The sequence below is a fragment of the Paraburkholderia sp. SOS3 genome (genome assembly GCF_001922345.1).
In the GTDB taxonomy this organism is placed as follows: Bacteria; Pseudomonadota; Gammaproteobacteria; order Burkholderiales; family Burkholderiaceae; genus Paraburkholderia.
The window spans coordinates 3,646,072-3,664,057 of sequence record NZ_CP018811.1 but is presented as its reverse complement, the minus strand read 5'-3'; the positions used below and the strand labels follow the sequence as shown (position 1 = coordinate 3,664,057).

Annotated in this window: 17 protein-coding genes and 1 tRNA gene; 12 read left to right on the top strand and 6 right to left on the bottom strand. The window is 60.5% G+C overall.

The annotated features are described in order from the left end of the window. Positions 1–40 precede the first annotated feature (40 nt). From serS to BTO02_RS16370, 4 genes are all read left to right on the top strand, one after another. On the top strand, positions 41–1,354 hold the full coding sequence (gene serS, locus BTO02_RS16385; protein WP_075157917.1) for a serine--tRNA ligase: 1,314 nt from the start codon (positions 41–43) through the stop codon (positions 1,352–1,354). A 199-nt stretch (positions 1,355–1,553) separates the two neighbouring features. After that, positions 1,554–1,644, top strand: a tRNA-Ser gene (locus BTO02_RS16380). 94 nt (positions 1,645–1,738) lie between these two features. Further along, positions 1,739–2,323, top strand: coding sequence for a recombinase family protein (locus BTO02_RS16375; RefSeq protein ID WP_075157916.1), 585 nt, complete (start codon positions 1,739–1,741; stop codon positions 2,321–2,323). 207 nt (positions 2,324–2,530) lie between these two features. Next, positions 2,531–3,772, top strand: a complete 1,242-nt coding sequence (locus BTO02_RS16370; RefSeq protein ID WP_075157915.1) for a TIR domain-containing protein — start codon at positions 2,531–2,533, stop codon at positions 3,770–3,772. 284 nt (positions 3,773–4,056) lie between these two features. Here the strand turns inward: BTO02_RS16370 and BTO02_RS34340 are convergent, their stop codons facing one another. From BTO02_RS34340 to BTO02_RS16350, 4 genes are read right to left on the bottom strand one after another with little or no spacing between them, the layout of a single operon-like run. Continuing rightward, entirely contained in the window at positions 4,057–4,353 is a 297-nt protein-coding gene (locus BTO02_RS34340) for a hypothetical protein (protein WP_156883842.1), read from the bottom strand. A 33-nt stretch (positions 4,354–4,386) separates the two neighbouring features. Continuing rightward, positions 4,387–4,623 (bottom strand): hypothetical protein, encoded by a 237-nt coding sequence (locus BTO02_RS16360; RefSeq protein ID WP_075157913.1) that lies wholly within the window; start codon positions 4,621–4,623, stop codon positions 4,387–4,389. A gap of 1 nt (position 4,624) precedes the next feature. After that, complete coding sequence (locus tag BTO02_RS16355) at positions 4,625–4,936, bottom strand: hypothetical protein (RefSeq protein WP_075157912.1); 312 nt, start codon at positions 4,934–4,936, stop codon at positions 4,625–4,627. A gap of 5 nt (positions 4,937–4,941) precedes the next feature. Further along, positions 4,942–5,862, bottom strand: a complete 921-nt coding sequence (locus BTO02_RS16350; protein WP_075157911.1) for a replication initiation factor domain-containing protein — start codon at positions 5,860–5,862, stop codon at positions 4,942–4,944. Positions 5,863–6,290: 428 nt separating this feature from the next. Here BTO02_RS16350 and BTO02_RS16345 point away from each other — a divergent pair, with 428 nt between their 5' ends. Continuing rightward, positions 6,291–6,662, top strand: coding sequence for a helix-turn-helix domain-containing protein (locus BTO02_RS16345; RefSeq protein WP_075157910.1), 372 nt, complete (start codon positions 6,291–6,293; stop codon positions 6,660–6,662). A 94-nt stretch (positions 6,663–6,756) separates the two neighbouring features. Here the strand turns inward: BTO02_RS16345 and BTO02_RS16340 are convergent, their stop codons facing one another. After that, complete coding sequence (locus BTO02_RS16340; protein WP_075157909.1) at positions 6,757–7,440, bottom strand: DUF3800 domain-containing protein; 684 nt, start codon at positions 7,438–7,440, stop codon at positions 6,757–6,759. 589 nt (positions 7,441–8,029) lie between these two features. Here BTO02_RS16340 and BTO02_RS16335 point away from each other — a divergent pair. From BTO02_RS16335 to BTO02_RS16310, 6 genes are read left to right on the top strand one after another with little or no spacing between them, the layout of a single operon-like run. Next, entirely contained in the window at positions 8,030–8,815 is a 786-nt protein-coding gene (locus tag BTO02_RS16335; RefSeq protein ID WP_075157908.1) for an iron-containing redox enzyme family protein, read from the top strand. Between the two features lie 46 nt (positions 8,816–8,861). Then, positions 8,862–10,250 (top strand): ATP-grasp domain-containing protein, encoded by a 1,389-nt coding sequence (locus BTO02_RS16330; protein ID WP_075157907.1) that lies wholly within the window; start codon positions 8,862–8,864, stop codon positions 10,248–10,250. A gap of 11 nt (positions 10,251–10,261) precedes the next feature. Beyond that, on the top strand, positions 10,262–11,500 hold the full coding sequence (locus BTO02_RS16325; RefSeq protein WP_075157906.1) for an MFS transporter: 1,239 nt from the start codon (positions 10,262–10,264) through the stop codon (positions 11,498–11,500). Positions 11,501–11,529: 29 nt separating this feature from the next. Next, positions 11,530–12,312 (top strand): 2OG-Fe(II)-dependent halogenase WelO5 family protein, encoded by a 783-nt coding sequence (locus BTO02_RS16320; RefSeq protein WP_075157905.1) that lies wholly within the window; start codon positions 11,530–11,532, stop codon positions 12,310–12,312. Continuing rightward, positions 12,309–13,949 carry an ABC transporter substrate-binding protein gene (locus tag BTO02_RS16315; protein WP_198039155.1) on the top strand — a complete coding sequence of 547 codons (1,641 nt, stop codon included), beginning with the start codon at positions 12,309–12,311 and terminating at the stop codon, positions 13,947–13,949. Before BTO02_RS16320 ends, BTO02_RS16315 begins: the two co-directional genes overlap by 4 nt. 22 nt (positions 13,950–13,971) lie before the next feature. Further along, positions 13,972–14,571, top strand: coding sequence for a LysE family translocator (locus tag BTO02_RS16310; RefSeq protein WP_075157904.1), 600 nt, complete (start codon positions 13,972–13,974; stop codon positions 14,569–14,571). Between the two features lie 19 nt (positions 14,572–14,590). Here the strand turns inward: BTO02_RS16310 and BTO02_RS16305 are convergent, their stop codons facing one another. Continuing rightward, entirely contained in the window at positions 14,591–15,439 is an 849-nt protein-coding gene (locus BTO02_RS16305) for an AraC family transcriptional regulator (RefSeq protein ID WP_075157903.1), read from the bottom strand. A gap of 269 nt (positions 15,440–15,708) precedes the next feature. Between BTO02_RS16305 and BTO02_RS16295 the strand changes: the two genes are divergently transcribed. Continuing rightward, positions 15,709–17,985: a PAS domain-containing hybrid sensor histidine kinase/response regulator gene (locus BTO02_RS16295; RefSeq protein ID WP_232243378.1), complete on the top strand. Its 2,277-nt coding sequence runs from the start codon at positions 15,709–15,711 to the stop codon at positions 17,983–17,985. The last annotated feature ends 1 nt before the right edge of the window (position 17,986 follow it).

The following is a 17,986-nucleotide window of genomic DNA, read 5'->3' as shown; positions in this document are numbered from 1 at the left end:
CTAGAATCGCAGCTTCACACAACGAATTTCCCCCCTCGTCATGCTCGACATCCAGTTGCTGCGCAAAGATCTCGACGGCGTTGCAAAACGTCTCGCCGACCGCGGCTATACCCTCGACGTCGCAGCGTTCACCGCGCTCGAAGCGGAACGCCGCGCCATCCAGACCCGCACTGAAGAATTGCAGGCGCGCCGCAACAGTCTGTCCAAGCAGATCGGCGCAATGAAAGGGCGCGGCGAGGAGACCTCGGCGGTGATGGCCGAAGTGAGCGGGCTCGGCGACGAGATGAAGGCGTCCGCCGTGCAGCTCGATGTGATCCAGACGCGCTTGTCGGATCTGCTGCTCGGCGTGCCGAACCTGCCGCACGAAAGCGTGCCGGTCGGCAACGACGAGTCCGGCAATGTCGAGGTGCGCCGCTGGGGCGCGCCGCGCCAGTTCGATTTCGAAGTCAAGGATCATGTCGACGTCGGCACGCCGCTTGGCCTCGATTTCGAGACCGGTGCGAAGCTCGCGGGCGCACGCTTCACGATGCTGCGCGGCCAGATTGCGCGGCTGCACCGTGCGCTCGCTCAGTTCATGATCGACACGCACACGCAGCAGCACGGGTACACGGAAATCTATACGCCTTACATCGTGAACCCGGAGATTCTCTTCGGCACGGGTCAACTGCCGAAGTTCGCAGACGATATGTTCCGTGTCGAAAAGGGCGGCGGCGAAAATACGGTCACGCAATATCTGATTTCGACGTCCGAGATTTCGCTGACCAACACGGTGCGCGAGAGCATCGTCGACGCGAACGCGTTGCCGATCAGACTGACCGCGCATTCGCCCTGCTTCCGCTCGGAGGCGGGCTCGTATGGCCGCGACACGCGGGGGATGATTCGTCAGCATCAGTTCGACAAGGTCGAAATGGTGCAGATCGTCGCGCCGCAGACGTCGTATGACGCGCTCGAGCAGATGGTCGTGCATGCCGAAACGATTTTGCAGAAGCTCGAACTGCCGTATCGCGTGATTACGCTGTGCACGGGCGACATGGGATTCTCGGCGACGAAGACCTACGACCTCGAAGTGTGGCTGCCTGCGCAGAATACCTATCGCGAAATTTCGAGCTGCTCGAATACCGAAGCATTCCAGGCGCGCCGGATGCAAGCGCGCTTCCGCAATGCGCAGGGCAAGCCCGAGCTCGTGCACACCCTGAATGGCTCGGGCCTCGCGGTTGGACGTACGCTCGTCGCCGTGCTGGAGAACTTCCAGAATGCCGATGGCTCGGTGACGGTGCCGGCCGCACTGCGGCCGTATCTCGGTGGTGTGGAACGGCTGGAAGCGGCGCCGTCAGCAGCGGCGGCGGCGGGTTAACTACGTAGCGTTTTCCGTCATGACATCGCGCTCATGCAGGCGATGTAAAAAGGTCTTGGAAACCGAATTTACCTGTTCTATAATCTTCGCTTCGCCAAGCAGCGACCCGCTTGGCGAAGCGCTAGTGAAGCGTCCCGGTAGCTCTCAGGTATTGGCTTGAAGCGCTGCGAAGGCCGCTTCCGGCTTCCACAGAATCCAAGGAAAGGTGGCAGAGAGGTCGAATGCGCCGGACTCGAAATCCGGTGTACGGTTATACCGTACCGTGGGTTCGAATCCCACCCTTTCCGCCAGAGAAAACGCTTCTTGCGCGATTCGCGCAAAAACTTCGTAGCTGTATAGCTCTTTCGTAAACCGGGAGTAAGAGCATTCCGGTTTTTTCGAAAAATGAGAATCGGCTACGCGCGCGTATCAACACAAGAGCAAGAAACACGTGCCCAGCTTGACGCCCTCACCAAAGCGGGTGTCGAGTTGGTCCACGAAGAAAAACGGTCGGGCGCAACGCTTCGACGACCAGTCTTAGACAAACTCCTTAGAAACCTAAAGCGCGGCGATACGCTCGTCGTCTACAAGCTCGATCGCATCGCGCGATCGCTTAAACACCTGCTCAGCATCATCGAGCGCCTGCAGGATCGCGGCGCCGACTTCGAAAGCCTCACCGAGCACATTGACACCAATACGCCGGCCGGGCGGCTAATGCTCCAGATGCTAGGCGCGTTCGCAGAGTTCGAGCGTGAAATGATTCGTGAGCGGACGAGGAGTGGCATGCAGGCCGCGAAGGGGCGCGGAATACGCCTAGGACGGCCTCGCAGCCTGCAGCCCGAGGAAGAGCGTCAAGCGGTCGCTCAGTGGCGTACAGGCCGCTATACGCTCACCGCGCTCGCCCATCAGTACGGCGTCCACCTTTCGAGTATCAAGCGAGCTGTCTATCGCGCCGACCAGGCGGTGCAGCCGCGGCTGCTCAACGACTAAACGACGCGTTTCGCATGGGCAAGGGCCGGGTGAGGCTCGCCCCTTGCCCAGTGCCGAGCGTATCTTTCCTAGCGGCCGTCAAGTCCAAGCCCTTCGGGGCCGCTACGCGGCGACTTGACGGAGTTCAGCCGTCACGTTCCCCACCCCGATATTGTTCGTGCAGCACGATGTCGCTTAGTATTTGACATCCTAATCGGGGACACCCAAATGCCGAGACCAAAAGCCACCGCCGCCAAGAAAACATCGCCCAAGAAGGCTATGCCAGTTGCATTGACAGAGAAGCGCACGTACCTCAAACAATCGGACGTGCCAAGCGCTTCCTTGGAGGAGGCTCTGCGTGTGCCCGAGGCGATCATTGAACATTACGCTGGACGTCCGACGGCTCCGCTGTATGTCGCCAAGGCTCTCAACGTAGATCCTGGAGGATCGCAGCTCAAAGTCCTGTCGGGCGCTTCTATTGCGTTCGGGCTAATCGAGGGAGGTGCGCAAGCTGCGAGCATGACAGTAACGGACTTGGCGCGGCGCATTCTTCGACCCAAGAAAGAAGGCGATGACCTTTTGGCAAAACGCGAATCCATCTTGCTACCGCGTGTCATAGGCGAATTCCTCCGACGCTACGATGGCTCTACGTTTCCGCGAAACGATATTGCTATGAACGTACTGGAAGAATTAGGAGTACCACGCGAGAAAACAGCGGAGGTGATGCAACGCATCGAGTCAAGTGCGCGCTCAATCGGCCTACTTGAGGAAATCCGGGGTAAGTTGTACGTGAGCTTGAATGGAAGCGGATCTACCGATAATAAAGGTAGTGACTCCGCACGGGATGAACATGAAGACCGCGACCCCACGACGCCGACTCAAGATCGCGCAACGCAAGCGCCAGAAGCAGATGCGCCAGAGTTGGCCCATCCTGCGAACCCGTCGTTGCCTCCCGCTCCTAGCGCCCCAGCCAAGTCTACTGCGCTAGCAACGGCAATAGCGGACGACGAACGTCGCCGGAAGGTTTTCATCACACACGGTAAGAGCCGAGAGTTAGTAGATCCAATCAAGCGACTACTAGAATTCGGCGAACTGCATCCGATTGTCTCCGTAGAGCGTCAAACGGTATCAAAGCCCGTTCCTGAAAAAGTCATGGACGACATGCGCGCGTGCGGTGCGGCAATCATCCATGTCGATGCAGATCGAACAGTCACCGATCATGAGGGAGTTGAACACGTTCTCTTGAACCCTAATGTCCTTATTGAAATCGGCGCAGCAATGGCCTTCTACGGGCGTCGATTCATTCTGTTGGTTCGCGATGGAGTCAAACTCCCATCTAACCTTCAAGGCCTCTATGAAGTGCGATACACAAACGATACGCTTGATGCCAATGCAACTATCAAACTGCTTGAAGCAATCAAAGATATCAAGAACCATTCATTGCCAAACGACGATCAAGAGGAAGCCTAATCGTCAACGCGCGAAATTCAATCATAACCTCACATAGGCCCAAGTCTTAAGCCCAGCCGCAGTAGCCGCCATGCGCGCAGACTCTTTGTTGCCGAACATCGACACCTCATGCGTGTCTAGTCGCTCTACTAGGCGAAACGTGCCATCGTAGACGCGAGGAAATACGTAAAAGCGCAAGACACGTTCGGTAGTGGCGACGCAATACGTAGTTGTCACTTTGGAGGTCTCCAAGAAAAAGCCGGTCACTAGGACCGGCTTCATAGGATAACAGCCATACCTAAAAATCATGCAGCAGTCGCTTCCCCATGCGAAACTTCGGCACCTTTCGCATGCGAAACCGCAGATAGCGCAGCATGCGAAACTTCGGATTCGGACACCGAGTCATCCGGCAGCAGCCGCCACAGACGCTCCATGCGCTCCTCGATGACCTCGCACCACGTCACCACACCAAAGCTAAGCTCGGAGACTGCCCGGCCCTCGTTGGAACCGGAATGCGATGCGCCATTACCCGCTGCCGAAGCAATCGATTTCAAGCCGCACAGCAGGCTTGATACCTCCTCAAAACTCTCACGCGCAGACATGATACTTTCCATAACTTACCCCGTAACGAAAAATCAGCCGACAAGCCGTAGCACCGGCCGACGCGTCTCAACCTTCGCCTCGCCCTCGAACACGATCCTGCCGGCTTCCTTGAACACGAACGGCACGAGCACGACGCCGCCGACCGCAAGCTGAACGTCGAGCTTGCCCGTTGAATCCAGCCACGTCATGTATGCCTCGACAAGGTCTTCGGCCTGCTCAAGACTCCGCGCCTTGCCCACAAAGTAGCCGCCTACCTCGACCTTGAGCATCTCACGCCCCCTTCGCGGCTTTTGACTCCGGCGCTATCGGCCTGATCGCCGTCACGATGTTCCGGTCACCGTTTGCCTTCCCGTTGGTCGTCTGGATCATCGTTACTTCAGCGACGAAGGGCATCGGGTTGTGGAGGATGCTCTTCACAACATCCGACTTCTCGACCTTCACTTCATTCGTGCACACGCCGCTCGCCGTTTCGCCGCGCAGCTCGACGTCGACATAGATCGCCGCGCTATCCAGTTCCTTTCCATCGATATTTCCGACGAAATATTTCGCACCACGAATCGTTACTCTTGCCAGCATTTCCATCGCGATTACTCCCGTAGATTCGGCGCAGGTTCGTGCGCGCCGTGCACGTGCATTGCCAGTGCAGATTTTTGCATTCGTGGCGGCACGCCCATCTGGCGCACGTCCACCACCAACGCGGCAAAGTCTTCACCGTTTTCGATCAACGCCTGGTTGATCACCTTTCCGTATTGCGTCCTGATCGCGCGCTTACTAGTTTCAAGCGTTGTTTCGCGCTCGACCTGATCGGTGCGGCATCGCAGCGCCGCCACGTCAATGAACTGCTCCAGTGCCTTGTGCGCACCGACGAAGTAGTGATCGGTCTTGAGTACGATCTCGTGCGGTATCACACGGTCCTTGTTACCGAATTGGATCTCGACGCGTACCCACTCGCTGTTGACGTTGCCGAGCTGACGACCCTTTTCGTAGGCCCGCACCATTTTGCCGCTCGTACGCAGCCCAATCTCAAGTGTGGTGCCGCCACAGCCGCGCGCCGAAGCGTGCCCGCTCTCGATCTTCCTGTACTCCGGTATTCGTCCGCCGCACTGAAACTCGCCTGCCCCGTACATCGCGTCGAGCTGCGCGACAGTCACTTCGCCTTGCAGGAAATCCATTGCGAGGTCGCAGCGCGTGACACGAGCGTCAAGGGCCTGCATGGTCGCGTACACGGCATTCCAATCCGTCACGATCGCGCAGCCCCGGCCCGAGAAGTCCACGCACACGCGACGGTCGCCGCCATTGCGCCCACCCCACGCCACAATGCCGGCACGAATCCACTCGCCGTCGAGAAACGTCAGCACGTCCATGCTGTCGGCGTAGCCCTGCAGCCCCTTGTTCGCCGGAACAAGGTTCATCGGCATGTCCGACCACAGCTTCAAATAGCGCCGTACCTGTTCCAAGCCGTCCGGCACCGACCCGACCGGCTCGAACGTGAACCGCAACCAGTCCACGATGGCTTTCGCCTGCGTTTGACCACTTTCCCCCCGTATTACCGGACGGGGGGAAGGCGGCTCCGCCGCCCGGCGCTCCGTGCGCGCTTCCGCTGCGCGCGGTGCGGCGGGCTCTGAGCCGCCTAGCTTCCAATCTGCTTTCGGGGTGGCAGTAGGGCGACGGCGGCTCATTGCGTACTCGTCAGATAGGTCGGACTTCCCGCTACAGGCAGCGAGCTGTCGATGGTGAGGTGTGAGGCAGAGAACGCCGCCTGTGCAGCCAGGCAAGACGTGACCAGCAGGAAAAGTAGCTCCGGCATGCGCATACAGCTATCGCTCCCCGACGTGATGCTGTTAGACTTCCGTTTGCCTACTAACCGCGAAATTTCGCGGAAAAGTAGAAATTTTCGGATTTATACATTTCCGCGAAATCTAAGTCAAGGGTAACCATGGACATCGGAGAACTTCTGGACGCCGCAAAGCGCAAAAAGCGCACGCTCGGTGCCGTAGCTACCGAGCTAGGACTCAACCAAACGAGGCTGTCGGAATGGCGCAGCGGCCGCTTCAAGCCTGATGCGACGCAGATCGCTGAGCTTGCGGAGATGGCGGAGCTGCCGATATTCGAAACCGTCGCCCAGGTCGAGGCGTCTCTAGCCGGTGACCACGGCAAGGTGTGGGAGCGCGCCTTGGGAAAGCTCCGCGCGGCTGGGGTAGCCGCGACCGTGATCCTCGCACTCGGGACCTCTTTGACGATGGGCTATAGCGGCGACGCTCGCGCTGATGGGTTCGATAGCCACCCTTTCCGCCAGGTATCGAAGTAAAAGCAAAGCAAAAGCAAAGCAAAAGCCCGTAAGTCAGTGACTTGCGGGCTTTGTCTTTTCCCAGCCCCTCATCTGGGCCATCACGGGAATCCACTCAGCACAATTCAACCGCGCGTTCATGCGTGGGGTTGTTGAACAGCAGGCGTCTCTCCGCCAGACAGGGCGCCGCGATCTGATACGCCGAACCCGTCCCATGCTCATGATGCGCCCACACGATGCTGGCCAGAATGTCGACGAACTGCAGCGGCAGACTGTCCCTGCTTTCCCACGGCGTTGTTTGCAGCACGGTGTCGCCTATCGATGCGAGTTCCGTTGCGAGGTAGTCGTGCAGCCCATTCCTGTATTCAGCTTTCATCGATCGCGCATCCGGAATAAAACTGACGGACTCGTATTCGCACATCAGGTCGAGAAGCAGACACTTGACCAGATAGTTATATAAACCATTAGGATTGCGACGAAACGCATCGTTCACGCTTTTCTTTCTGACAGTGATGGCAAGGAAGTGAATGTCAGGATGCTTTCTACGTGCATCGCACAGCGCCATTGCGAAGCGTTCACGTTCGCCGCTCGAAAGCGCGATGGACTTCAACTCGTTTTTTGCTGCGCGTCCGCGCTTCTTGTAGAGGCCACGAATAACCCGACTGAGTACAGGCTCCCTGCCGTCCGGAATGACGGCAGCAGCCAGTGTGAAGCATTGGCTCGAGCCGCCGTGTAGATACGGTTTATTCAGCTTCCAGCCCAGGCATCCACTTTCATCGAGATAGATCGTTACGCCCATAGGGTCCCAAGAAAAAATAGCCTCCCGCAAGGGGAGGCTATCGGATAGTGCGATACCCGGACCTGACGTACAGAACAGGTACGCTCACGGTTGCAGGCGCCAATTTTTCGCAGGCTACCCGGGCATATTTAAATCGCAACGCCGCTACAGATTCAGTGTGCCATCTGGCACAAAGAACTGCAATCGTCCCGTGCAAAAAAAGTCATCGATGAAGCGTCGCAATCCTTTGTAAATCAGAAATATCCGTCTCTACCGGTATCGAAACCTCCTCTGATCCTATAGGTCGATTAATTGATTAGAGTTGCTTAGATATATCTTAGATTGCGTTGAATAATCCGAAAGCTCACAGCCGCTATTAAACGCCGCGACGCAACTGTCTCGAGGGTAATTTTCTTCAATACACGCCTGCCGCCTCCCTATAACCTCTCGCCCGTGTCCCGATCGGACGCATACGAGACCGCCGCAAAGGCAACAACAGTCTTCATCGGCAGCCTGACGGACCGGGCAGTGAGGCAACACGGGCTGTTCGAGGTCCCGGCTCCTTGCATGCAGGTTGGCCGGTGCAGGACCTAAACAAGGGAAGCTCAGCATGAGTCGACAGGAATTTCGATCAAGTCAGCATGCCGTTGAAGGACGGCGCTATCTGATCCCAGAAGCGGAATATGGATACGACCATCCCGAAGTGATCTTCTGGACCCGGCATTTTGTGAGCGAAGCTGAAAAGCGCAACGTTTTTGCAAGAATCAAGGCCACCTCGTCGAATCGGCCGTCGCACGGCGCCGCGCAAACGCTGGCGACTGCCTGGTACGAGTTCACACGCTATGTCCCGACCTTTCTCACTCGCGCCGTTGCCCAAAGCGGTGACCCCGAGCGTCAGCATCATCTGATTCAGATCGCGTACGACGAACTGGGCGGCCGCAACAAGGAGTTCATCCACTCGCGGCTGTTCCTGAAGGCGATCGACGCGATCGGCCTCAAAGTCGAGGCCAGTGAGTCAGGCGCTTCGATCCGCGACGTCATTCGCATACTCGACGCGACACTTGCGCACACCGATAGCGAAGCCGGCATCATCGGCTTGCTCCTTAGCTTCGAAATCATCGCGGAAGAGAACATCGAAACGCTGTTCGATGGCTTGTGCTACAGCGAAGCTTGCGGCGAAGTGCTGTCCGACTCGGCTTTCTTCAGGGTGCATCGCGCCGACGAAACCGAGCATATCCGGCATTCGGTAGCCAACTTCCTGCGGTTCTGCAATACGCAGTCCGAGCGCGAAGCGTTCAAACAGTCGTTCGATCAGGGCATCGACTACTGGCGTCGGTTCTGGGATCAGTGCGCGCACCTGATCCATCTCGAGTCGGACTCCCGCACCTGCGTGTGACGTATCCGCGCGTCGCCTGATCAGCAAGAACATAAAGGATAGGTGCATGAAAACAGTTGTATTTATCGAAACGAACTTCAGCGGTCTCGATGCGATCGCATATTGCAGACAGCGCGGCTACCGGTCCGTGCTGGTGACCGATAATTTCGAGCGCTTCAGGAGGTGGTTTCCGGCGTCAGCGCTCGCAAGGCTTGATCTCGTCGACAAGGTTGTACGCGTGCCGAATTCGAACGATCTCGAACAGGTCTCGAAGGCGCTCGAGGGCGAACTCGATTCGATCGACGCATTGCTGACATTCGCGGAAATCCGTACGCATATCGCCGCGCGTCTGTGTCGCGAATTCGGCTTGCGAGGCGCGAACCCCGACGCGATCGCACTCGCGCAGGACAAGTACCGCTTTCGCCGCACGCTGCTCGCGAAAGGTGCGGACAGCGTTCGGTGCAGGAAGATCGATAGCATCGAATTGCTACCGGTATTGCTGGCAGAGCCGGAGGGCGCGCCCGATTTTCCCTGCTTCGTAAAGCCGGTGCAGGGGCATTCGAGCATCGGCGCGATGGTGTGCCGCGATCGAGCCGCGATTAGCGCGGTCCTGCAGTCGCTGAGGCAGATCGACGAGGACTGGATCTCGCCCGCATTCGTCGTCGAAGACTATCTGGAAGGCGCACTCGTCAGCGCCGAAATCCTGACGACGGGTGCGGGACGGCATCAGATCGTCGGTATTGCGGATCGCGATGTCATGAACGGCGCCGTTGAAATCGGCGCATCGTTTCCGCTCGTCGATGCTCACCGTGAAGCCGTCGAGCGAAAAGCGTGCGCGGCGCTCGACGCGATCGGCTTCGACTTCGGTGCGAGCCACGTCGAAATGATCGTCACGCGTGACGGACCGCATCTGGTCGAAGTCAACACGCGCGTCGGCGGCAGCGGCCATTCGGTGATGCTGGACCTCGCGACGTCGCGCTCGATTGTCGGCGACTGCATCGAACTGTGCCTCGGCACGCTCGACGTTGCCTCGGACTTTCGCGTAGTCGACGCAGCGGGCCATGAAGCGGGCCATGAAGCGGGCCATGAAGCGGGCCGTGATGCGTGCCTTGAAGCGACCACCCGCACCCGCACCGCCGACGAACCGCAGCAACCGCTGTATCAACCGCGCCGCGGGGCCGCATGGAAGTGCTTTGTCAGCCCGACGCGCGGCAAGGTCGTCGCCATGCCGTCGATCGATGCGATCCGGTCGCAGCCGGGCGTACACGACGTCTGGCTGCATCGCGAACCTGGCGACACCGTTGCCGACGCGAATTCGAACTTCAGCTGGATCGCGCAGGTGATGTGTGTCGGGCGCGACCGGCATGAAGCAAAGCTTAACGCCGCGCGAGCCGTCGATTTCATTGCAGCAGGTACGACGATCGCGCCAATCGCGCCAAACGCGACAATCGGCTAGAGGCGGCCCCGATGATCAAGCTCGATCGCGCCAGGGCCAACCTGTTGCTCGCCACCGCGGCGTTCACCATGTCATCGGCCGGGTCCGTGCTGCTGCATATCGTACTGGCCATCTCCATCTATGCGAAGACCGGTTCCGGCTTGATGACGTCGGTCTTCGTTTCGTTGCAGTGGCTGCCCGCGATGCTCGTGGTGCTCGTTCGCAGCGACTGGAACGACGGCGTCAACCCGCGCGTGCGATGGTTCCGGCTCGAACTGGTCTCGGCCGCGCTGACCGTGCCCGTTGCGCTGATTCCCGATTCGGCCGGTTACTGGCCGGTCATCGCGGTGCTGCTCGTGCGCGGACTCGTCGACCAGGTGAACCGCATCAACAAGACCGTCGCGGCGCGCTCGCTGTTTCCGCATGCCAAAGCGACACACTACGCGTCGTTTCTCCAGTCGGGCTATCACTGTGGGATCGGTTTTGCCGCTGTCGCCGGCGTCGTCGTTGCCGATCGGCTCGACGTTCGCGCAGTCGCGCTGCTCGATGCGCTGACTTTCGTGGCGGCAGCCGGTCTCGTCTGGTTCACGCGCTGTATCGAGGCAAGCCCCGAAGTGGCTCGCAACGCGCGTCCGTCGCTCGTGGTTCGCCTTGCCGAATACCGTGACGTGCTTGCCGGCGACCGGCGTCTTCTCGTTTGCGCGCTGTTGCCGCCGCTGACCGCCACCTTCTTCCAGGGAACCTATAGCGTGTTGCAGCCAATTTTTCCCATACAGCGCTTCGGGCTCGGTCCAGCCGCGGTATCGATGTCGTACGTGCTCGCAAGCATCGGCATCGTCGCGGGCTCGGCGAGCTTCTCGTTCTTCTGCAGGAAAACGCGGCTTTTCGAGCAGCCGTTCGTCAAGGTGCGTCGACTGACTGTCGTGTTGTCGGCGATCGCGGCGCTGCTCTACGTCGCCGCCGCCTGCGGCATGAGTCCGGCCACGAGCGGCGCGCTTTTTCTCGCGATGGTGGTCGTTTTCGAGTTCCTGTGGATGATGGGTTACAGCGGCATGGTCGCGCTCGCGCCGAAGGGCCGCCTCGGCTCGGTATTCGGTATCTCGTTCGCGCTTGGCTGTTTTGTCGCGAGCGTGCAGGCGGCGCTGGTCGGCGCGCTGATCGATCGCTTCGATCGCCGCTTCGTCGAAGTAGTCGGTCTGCTAATGATGCTTTATCTGACGGTCATCATCTTTATCGCGTCGGGCAACCGGCAAACGGCGCGCGCCGTTTGAGCGCGATCCTGTAACCAACGGAGAACAATATGGGCAACTGGATTCGCCGTCAGCTATGCGAATTGACCGAGTCGAATCTCGACTTGCTGCTCGACTTCAGAATTCCGGGAATCATCGTCGAGGGGTTCGTGCGGCCCGGCATCTGCTCGCGGGTCGCCGCACGCCTGCGCGAACTGGAATTTGGCGACTATGCGCATCTGAACGATATTCCCGTGCATCACGTCGGCGTGTGTCACAACCAGTGGGCGCACGACGACAAGTCCGTGTATTTTCGCAAGACGCGGGATGCTCAGTCAGCGATCGGACGCGTGTACGACGGCCTCGGCATCGACCCGGTACGCATGGTGGCCGACACGATCGCGGCGCGCGCGAACCGGCAAGTCGATGTATTCGACGAGCCGGGCTTCGGCCCGTATTTCGCCGGCGCGTTCAGGCGCTTTCGCGGCCACGGACGTCTGCATGTCGATCACGCGCCGAGCCATATCCGTCAGCCGTGGGCGGTCACGCAGATCCAGCGTCAGCTGACCTGGAACATCTACTACTGCATGCAAGGCCACGGCGGCGAACTCGTGATTTACGACACGGTTCATACGCCGCACAACGAACGCCTCAAAGTGCCTGGCGAATATTACTTTCCGTATGACGTGCTCGAACGCGACGACTGCTTGCGCGTCATGCCGGCAGTCGGCGACCTGATCATTTTCAACACGCAGAACTTCCACGAGATTTTCGGCACGCCCGATGGAGAGCGCATTTCGCAGACGTCGTTTATCGGGCTCAGGAAGGATGGCAGTCTGGGGCTATGGTCATGATGTCGTTCGTCGCCTCCCACGGCCGCGACCTCGTGCGACGCGCGGCGTTTTCCGGCTGCGTGTTTTATGCGGCGTGTGCCTGCGGCGCCGCGTATGCCACACCGGCCGATACGCTCGTTTACTGTTCGGAGGGCAGCCCCGAATCGTTGAATCCGCAACTGATGCTGTCCGGCACGGCCCGCAACGCGACGGCGACGACGATCTACGACCGGCTCGTCGACTTCCGGCCCGGCACGACGGAAATCGTGCCCGCACTGGCCGAAAGCTGGTCGATCTCGGCGGACCAGAAAACCTATCTGTTTCGCTTGCGGCGTGGCGTGAAGTTTCACCGAACGGCGTTCTTCACGCCGACGCGCGACTTCAATGCGGACGACGTCCTGTTTTCCGTCGACCGGCAATGGCGGGCAGATCATCCGTATCACCGGATGGGCGGCGGCAACTATCAGTACTTCCAGGGCATGGGCATGGATAAGCTCATCGTGTCGGTCGAACGCGTCGATGCGTACACGGTGCGCATCGTGCTGTCGCGGCCCGACGCGCCGTTCCTTGCGGACCTCGCGATGCCCTTCATGTCGATCCTGTCAGCCGAATACGGCGCCAGGCTTCTCGAGCAGGGTCGTCCCGAAGACATCGATACCGAGCCTGTCGGCACGGGCCCGTACGCGTTTCGCAGTTACGTGAAAGACAGCATGATCCGCTACGACGCGCATCCGCAGTACTGGCGAGGCGCGCCCGGTATCGCGCACCTGGTGTTCGTGATCACGCCCAACGCCAGCGTGCGTGTGCAGAAGGTGCGGCGCGGCGAATGCCAGATCGCGGTGGCGCCGCCGCCGGCGGCGCTGGCCGCCATTCGCAAGGACAGCCGCCTGGTCTTGCATGCGCAGGAGGGCCTGAACGTCGGCTACCTCGCGATGAACACCGCGAAGCCGCCGTTCAACAACGTGCTCGTGCGCCGCGCGGTCGCGCATGCGCTGAACCGGCAGGCCTACATCGACGCGATTTTTCTCGGCAACGCGAAACCGGCCATCAACCCGTATCCGCCGACGCTCTGGTCACACACGGATCGCGTGCGAACCTATCCTTACGACCCGGCCAGGGCGCGCGCGCTGCTTGCCGAAGCGGGCTACGAGGGCGGTTTCAGCGCGACGTTGTGGACGTTGCCGGTCAGCCGTCCGTACAACCCGAACGGCCGCACGATGGGAGAGATGATGCAGGCGGACCTCGCGCGCGTCGGCATCAAGGTCGAACTGGTCACCTACGACTGGCCCACCTATCTGAACAGGGTCAAACGCGGCGAGCACGACATGGCGCAACTGGGCTGGTCCGGCGACAACGGCGACCCCGACAACTTCCTCTACGCGCTCTTCAGTTGCGATGCGGTAACGCGCGGGTCGAACAATGCGCGCTACTGCAACGCCGAATTCAACCGCCTGATCACCGACGCGCGCGCGACGTCCGACGTCAGGGCGCGCAGCGATCTCTATGCGCGAGCACTGGCGATCCTTGCCGACGACGAACCGGTCGTGCCGCTCGTTCACTCGACGGTGTTCCGGCTGGTGAGCACGAGGGTGGCGGGCTATGTGATGAATCCGTTCGATGTCGACTACTTCGCCGGCCTGACGCTAAAAGACTTCTGAACCACATGACGGAGAGAACCGAATGACGCTGTTCATCGCCATGTGCGTGTTTTCGCTGACGATGTCGATTTCTCCGGGGCCGGTGAACATGGTGATCGTTTCGTCGGGCGCCAATCACGGCTTCAGACGCACGATACCGTTCGTCTCCGGTGCAACGATCGGCTTTACGCTGCTGCTGATCGTCGTCGGCTTCTGGCTCATGAAGTTCGTGAGCGCGTATCCGGTCTTTCTGATGTACCTGGAACTCGTGGGCGCGGCGTTTATCGTGTACGTCGGCTACCGCATCGCGTTGGCGCCGCCCGAAATCAGCATCGAGCGACAACGCACGCCAACCTTCGTCGAGGGCTTTCTGCTGCAATGGCTGAACCCGAAGGCGTGGATCGCCTGCGCATCGGGTGCCGCGCTGTTCTCGAGCTCGCATGCCACGCTGCTCGCGTTCATAAGCGTGTATTTCCTCGTCTGCTATCTGTCGCTCGCGGCTTGGGCGGTATTGGGGGACCGTGTCGCGGTGTTGCTGCATAGCCGCTTGCGCATTCGCATCTTCAACCTGACGATGGGCGCAATGCTGATCGCAACGGCGGGCTATCTGATGTACGCGCAGGTCACGCAGCAGATGACGTGAACCGCATCCGCGCGGCGTCTCAGGTACGCCGGCGATACTGTCCCGGCGTCGCCGCCATGAACTGCCGGAATACACGCTGCAAATGCGCCTGATCCGAGAATCCCGCTTCGATGGCCACTTCGGCAATCGTTCTTCCGCGCCGTAATTGCGCGCGGCAGTAGTCGACGCGGCGGTTGATCAGATACACGTGCGGCGTCATTCCATAACAGCGCTTGAACGCGCGAATCAGATAGGAAGCCGACAGTTCCGCGGCCGCGCAGATTTCATCGAGCTTCAGTGCGCGCGTGCAATTTTCGCGAATGTATTCGGCCGCGCGTGCGAGCTTGTAGTTGTGCTCGCAACTGGATTCGGGTGCCGGATCGAGCTGGCGCTGCAGTTCGCCGAAATAGGTGAGTAGCGCGCAATGCTTGCGCAGCGGGTCGGCGGCCTCGCTCGTGAGCAGCGCATGAAGCTGGTTCAGTCCGCGATATAGCTCGCCGCACAGGGACAAGGCCGTCGAGAACACGCGGAAGTCGGCCGCCTTGCTGACGCCGAGTTCATGCTGCAGTTCCGCGAGCCACGGCACGTCCACGTAGAGCATCCGGTATGACCATGCCTCGCGGCCAAGCGGATTGCACGCATGCACGTCGCCGGGATTGATGACGACCACGCTGCCGACACCGATCCGTTCGCGCAGCCGCTCGTTGATGTAGGTGCACGTGCCTTGCGTGATCACCCCGATCGAAAATGTCTCGTGCGTATGCTTCGCATAACAGACGTTGCGTCCGTCGTGCACCGCGCGCGCTTCGATGAACGGGAACGCGTCGTCGCGCCAGAAGCGTGGGATCTTCGCATCGTGCAACGTTGAAGTGTCGACATTCTCTTTCATGACGATGCCATCAATTCGGCGGCCGGTTCGTCGGTCGCAGTCCGGCGGGTATGTATTCTGCTACTCGCGGTCGCATGATGGTTGAATCTCGCTATGCCGTCTATGGCTGTATAAGGCATAAGATTGGGATCGACTGCATTCTTCCGATCAGGGGCAATCCCCCAGATATTCCCATGGCAACCCGCGACAGGAAACCCGCATTAGTCGTCGCCGGCGACAAACGTCAGATGCCGTCAGATCCGCAGCCAACGGATGACGGAACGTACAGGATGCTTGTCGAAGGGAACGATCATTGTGCGCTTGCGATGCTCGATCGCAACGGCGTCGTGATCGGCTGGAACGCCGCCGCCGGGCGGTTGACGGGCCATGCGCGCGCCGCCATGGCCGGGCGTCATCTGTCATACCTGTACGCGGGCGCAGCGGCCGACGACGGCCTTTGCGCCGACGTGCTTGCGCGCCGCGACCTGCAGGGCGCGGCCTACCAGGGGCGTATCGAAGGCGAGCGCCGGTTGCGCTGCAACGATGGGACGCCGATTCATGCCGGCGTGTCGATCAGTTCGGTATCGGACGAAGCCGGCGCGCTGGTCGGCTTCAACTGCCTGCTCACCGCGCGCCCGACGACCGACGCCTCCGACGATGCGCAACTGATCGACGCAGGCTCCGAGCGTTTCGCGCAGATCGTCCAGGACATCCAGGACTATGCGATCTTCATGCTCGACCGCGGCGGCCGCGTGATGAGCTGGAATGCCGGCGCGCAGCATATCAAGGGTTACCGGCCCGATGAAATCGTCGGACGGCACTTTTCGACGTTTTATCCAGCAGAAGACAAGGCGTCCGGCAAGCCCGAGCGCGAACTCGTGCTGGCCGAGCAGTACGGCCGCGTCGAGGACGAAGGCTGGCGCATCCGCAAGGACGGCACGAAGTTCTGGGCCAATGTCGTGATTACCGCGCTGCGCGGCGCGGACGGAAGGCTGCGCGGCTTCGCGAAGGTCACGCGCGACCTGACCGCGCGGCGCGCAGAGGAAGAAAAGCTGCGCCAGAGCGAAGAGCGCTTTCGCCTGATGGTCGAGTCGGTCAAGGATTATGCGATCTTCATGCTCGACGCGGACGGCAACGTCGCGACGTGGAACGCGGGCGCGATGCAGATCAAGGGGTACCGGCGCGAGGAAATCCTCGGCCGCCCGATCTCGGTGTTCTACAGCGCCGACGACAATGCCGCTCTGAAACCGCAGCGCGAACTCGAGATCGCGGCGCGCTTCGGCCGCATCGAAGACGAAGGCTGGCGCGTGCGCAAGGACGGCTCGATGTTCTGGGCCAATGTCGTGATTACCGCGGTGCGCGACAGCGCCGGGCGGCTGCTTGGCTTCGCCAAGGTGACGCGCGACATGAGCGAACGCAAGCGCCTCGAGGAACTCGAGGTGTCGAGTCGCCGCATGAGCGAATTTCTGGCGACGCTCGCGCACGAACTGCGCAATCCGCTCGCGCCGGTGCGCAACGCCGTCAGCGCGATGCAGCTCGCGCCGAACACCGATCCGCTGCTGCGCCAATGCCGCGACGTGATCGACCGGCAAATCGGTCATCTGACGCGGCTCGTCGACGATCTGCTCGACATCGGGCGCATCACGACCGGCAAGATCGAGCTACGCACGGCGGCCGTCGAGATGCAGGAGGTCGTCGCGCGCAGTGTCGAGGCCGCGCGGCCATTCACCGACGCGCGCGGGCAGACCATCAGGGTGGTGATGCCGGCCACGCCGCTCGTGGTCCGCGGCGATCTGACGCGGCTCGTGCAGGTGTTGCAGAACCTGTTGAACAACGCATCGAAGTTTTCGCCGAATGGCACACAGATCTCGATTCATGTCGGAACCGAACGGCGGGCGGTCGTCGTGCGCGTGAAAGACCAGGGGCGCGGCATTCCCGAGAACGCACTCAGTTCGATCTTCGATCTGTTCATGCAGGAGGGCCATGCGCAGAACCCGACCGACACCGGTCTCGGCATCGGTCTTACGCTATGCCGCTCGCTTGTCGAACTGCATGGCGGTGCGATCCAGGCCGCCAGCGCGGGGCGTGGTCAAGGCAGCACGTTCACCGTGCGGCTGCCGCTCGCGGCCGGCGCCGGGCACGAAGAGGACGACGTGTTGCCGCTCGTGGCGGCGGGTGCGCAGCGCGCCGCGCTGCGCGTGCTGATCGTCGACGATAATCGCGACTCCGCGGACAGTCTTGCGGTGCTGGTCGAAATGAAAGGGCACGTGTCACGCGTCGCGTACGACGGCGAAAGCGCGCTCGCCGCTGCGAAGATATTCCTGCCGCAGCTCGTGCTGACCGATCTGGCGATGCCGAACGTCGACGGTTTCGGCCTGCTGCGCGAGTTGCGCTCAAATCCAATGCTGTCGTTAACACGTATTGTCGCGATGTCCGGTTTTGGCCAGTCGAACGACCGCGAACAGTCACTTGCGGCAGGCTTCGATGCGCATCTCGTGAAACCGCTCGAAATGTCGGTGCTCGACGAATTGCTCGAGAGCGTGTCGCGTCCCTCGTCCAATCGATGAT

What these genes read in the sequence shown, in the direction of transcription:
- BTO02_RS16325 (WP_075157906.1), top strand. Translation starts at nt 10,262, where the DNA reads ATGATCAAGCTCGATCGCGCCAGGGCCAACCTGTTGCTCGCCACCGCG.
- BTO02_RS16355 (WP_075157912.1), bottom strand. Translation starts at nt 4,936, where the DNA reads ATGGAAATGCTGGCAAGAGTAACGATTCGTGGTGCGAAATATTTCGTC.
- BTO02_RS16295 (WP_232243378.1), top strand. Translation starts at nt 15,709, where the DNA reads ATGCTTGTCGAAGGGAACGATCATTGTGCGCTTGCGATGCTCGATCGC.
- BTO02_RS34340 (WP_156883842.1), bottom strand. Translation starts at nt 4,353, where the DNA reads ATGTCTGCGCGTGAGAGTTTTGAGGAGGTATCAAGCCTGCTGTGCGGC.
- BTO02_RS16305 (WP_075157903.1), bottom strand. Translation starts at nt 15,439, where the DNA reads ATGAAAGAGAATGTCGACACTTCAACGTTGCACGATGCGAAGATCCCA.
- BTO02_RS16370 (WP_075157915.1), top strand. Translation starts at nt 2,531, where the DNA reads ATGCCGAGACCAAAAGCCACCGCCGCCAAGAAAACATCGCCCAAGAAG.
- BTO02_RS16375 (WP_075157916.1), top strand. Translation starts at nt 1,739, where the DNA reads ATGAGAATCGGCTACGCGCGCGTATCAACACAAGAGCAAGAAACACGT.
- serS (WP_075157917.1), top strand. Translation starts at nt 41, where the DNA reads ATGCTCGACATCCAGTTGCTGCGCAAAGATCTCGACGGCGTTGCAAAA.
- BTO02_RS16340 (WP_075157909.1), bottom strand. Translation starts at nt 7,440, where the DNA reads ATGGGCGTAACGATCTATCTCGATGAAAGTGGATGCCTGGGCTGGAAG.
- BTO02_RS16345 (WP_075157910.1), top strand. Translation starts at nt 6,291, where the DNA reads ATGGACATCGGAGAACTTCTGGACGCCGCAAAGCGCAAAAAGCGCACG.
- BTO02_RS16310 (WP_075157904.1), top strand. Translation starts at nt 13,972, where the DNA reads ATGACGCTGTTCATCGCCATGTGCGTGTTTTCGCTGACGATGTCGATT.
- BTO02_RS16315 (WP_198039155.1), top strand. Translation starts at nt 12,309, where the DNA reads ATGATGTCGTTCGTCGCCTCCCACGGCCGCGACCTCGTGCGACGCGCG.
- BTO02_RS16320 (WP_075157905.1), top strand. Translation starts at nt 11,530, where the DNA reads ATGGGCAACTGGATTCGCCGTCAGCTATGCGAATTGACCGAGTCGAAT.
- BTO02_RS16360 (WP_075157913.1), bottom strand. Translation starts at nt 4,623, where the DNA reads ATGCTCAAGGTCGAGGTAGGCGGCTACTTTGTGGGCAAGGCGCGGAGT.
- BTO02_RS16330 (WP_075157907.1), top strand. Translation starts at nt 8,862, where the DNA reads ATGAAAACAGTTGTATTTATCGAAACGAACTTCAGCGGTCTCGATGCG.
- BTO02_RS16335 (WP_075157908.1), top strand. Translation starts at nt 8,030, where the DNA reads ATGAGTCGACAGGAATTTCGATCAAGTCAGCATGCCGTTGAAGGACGG.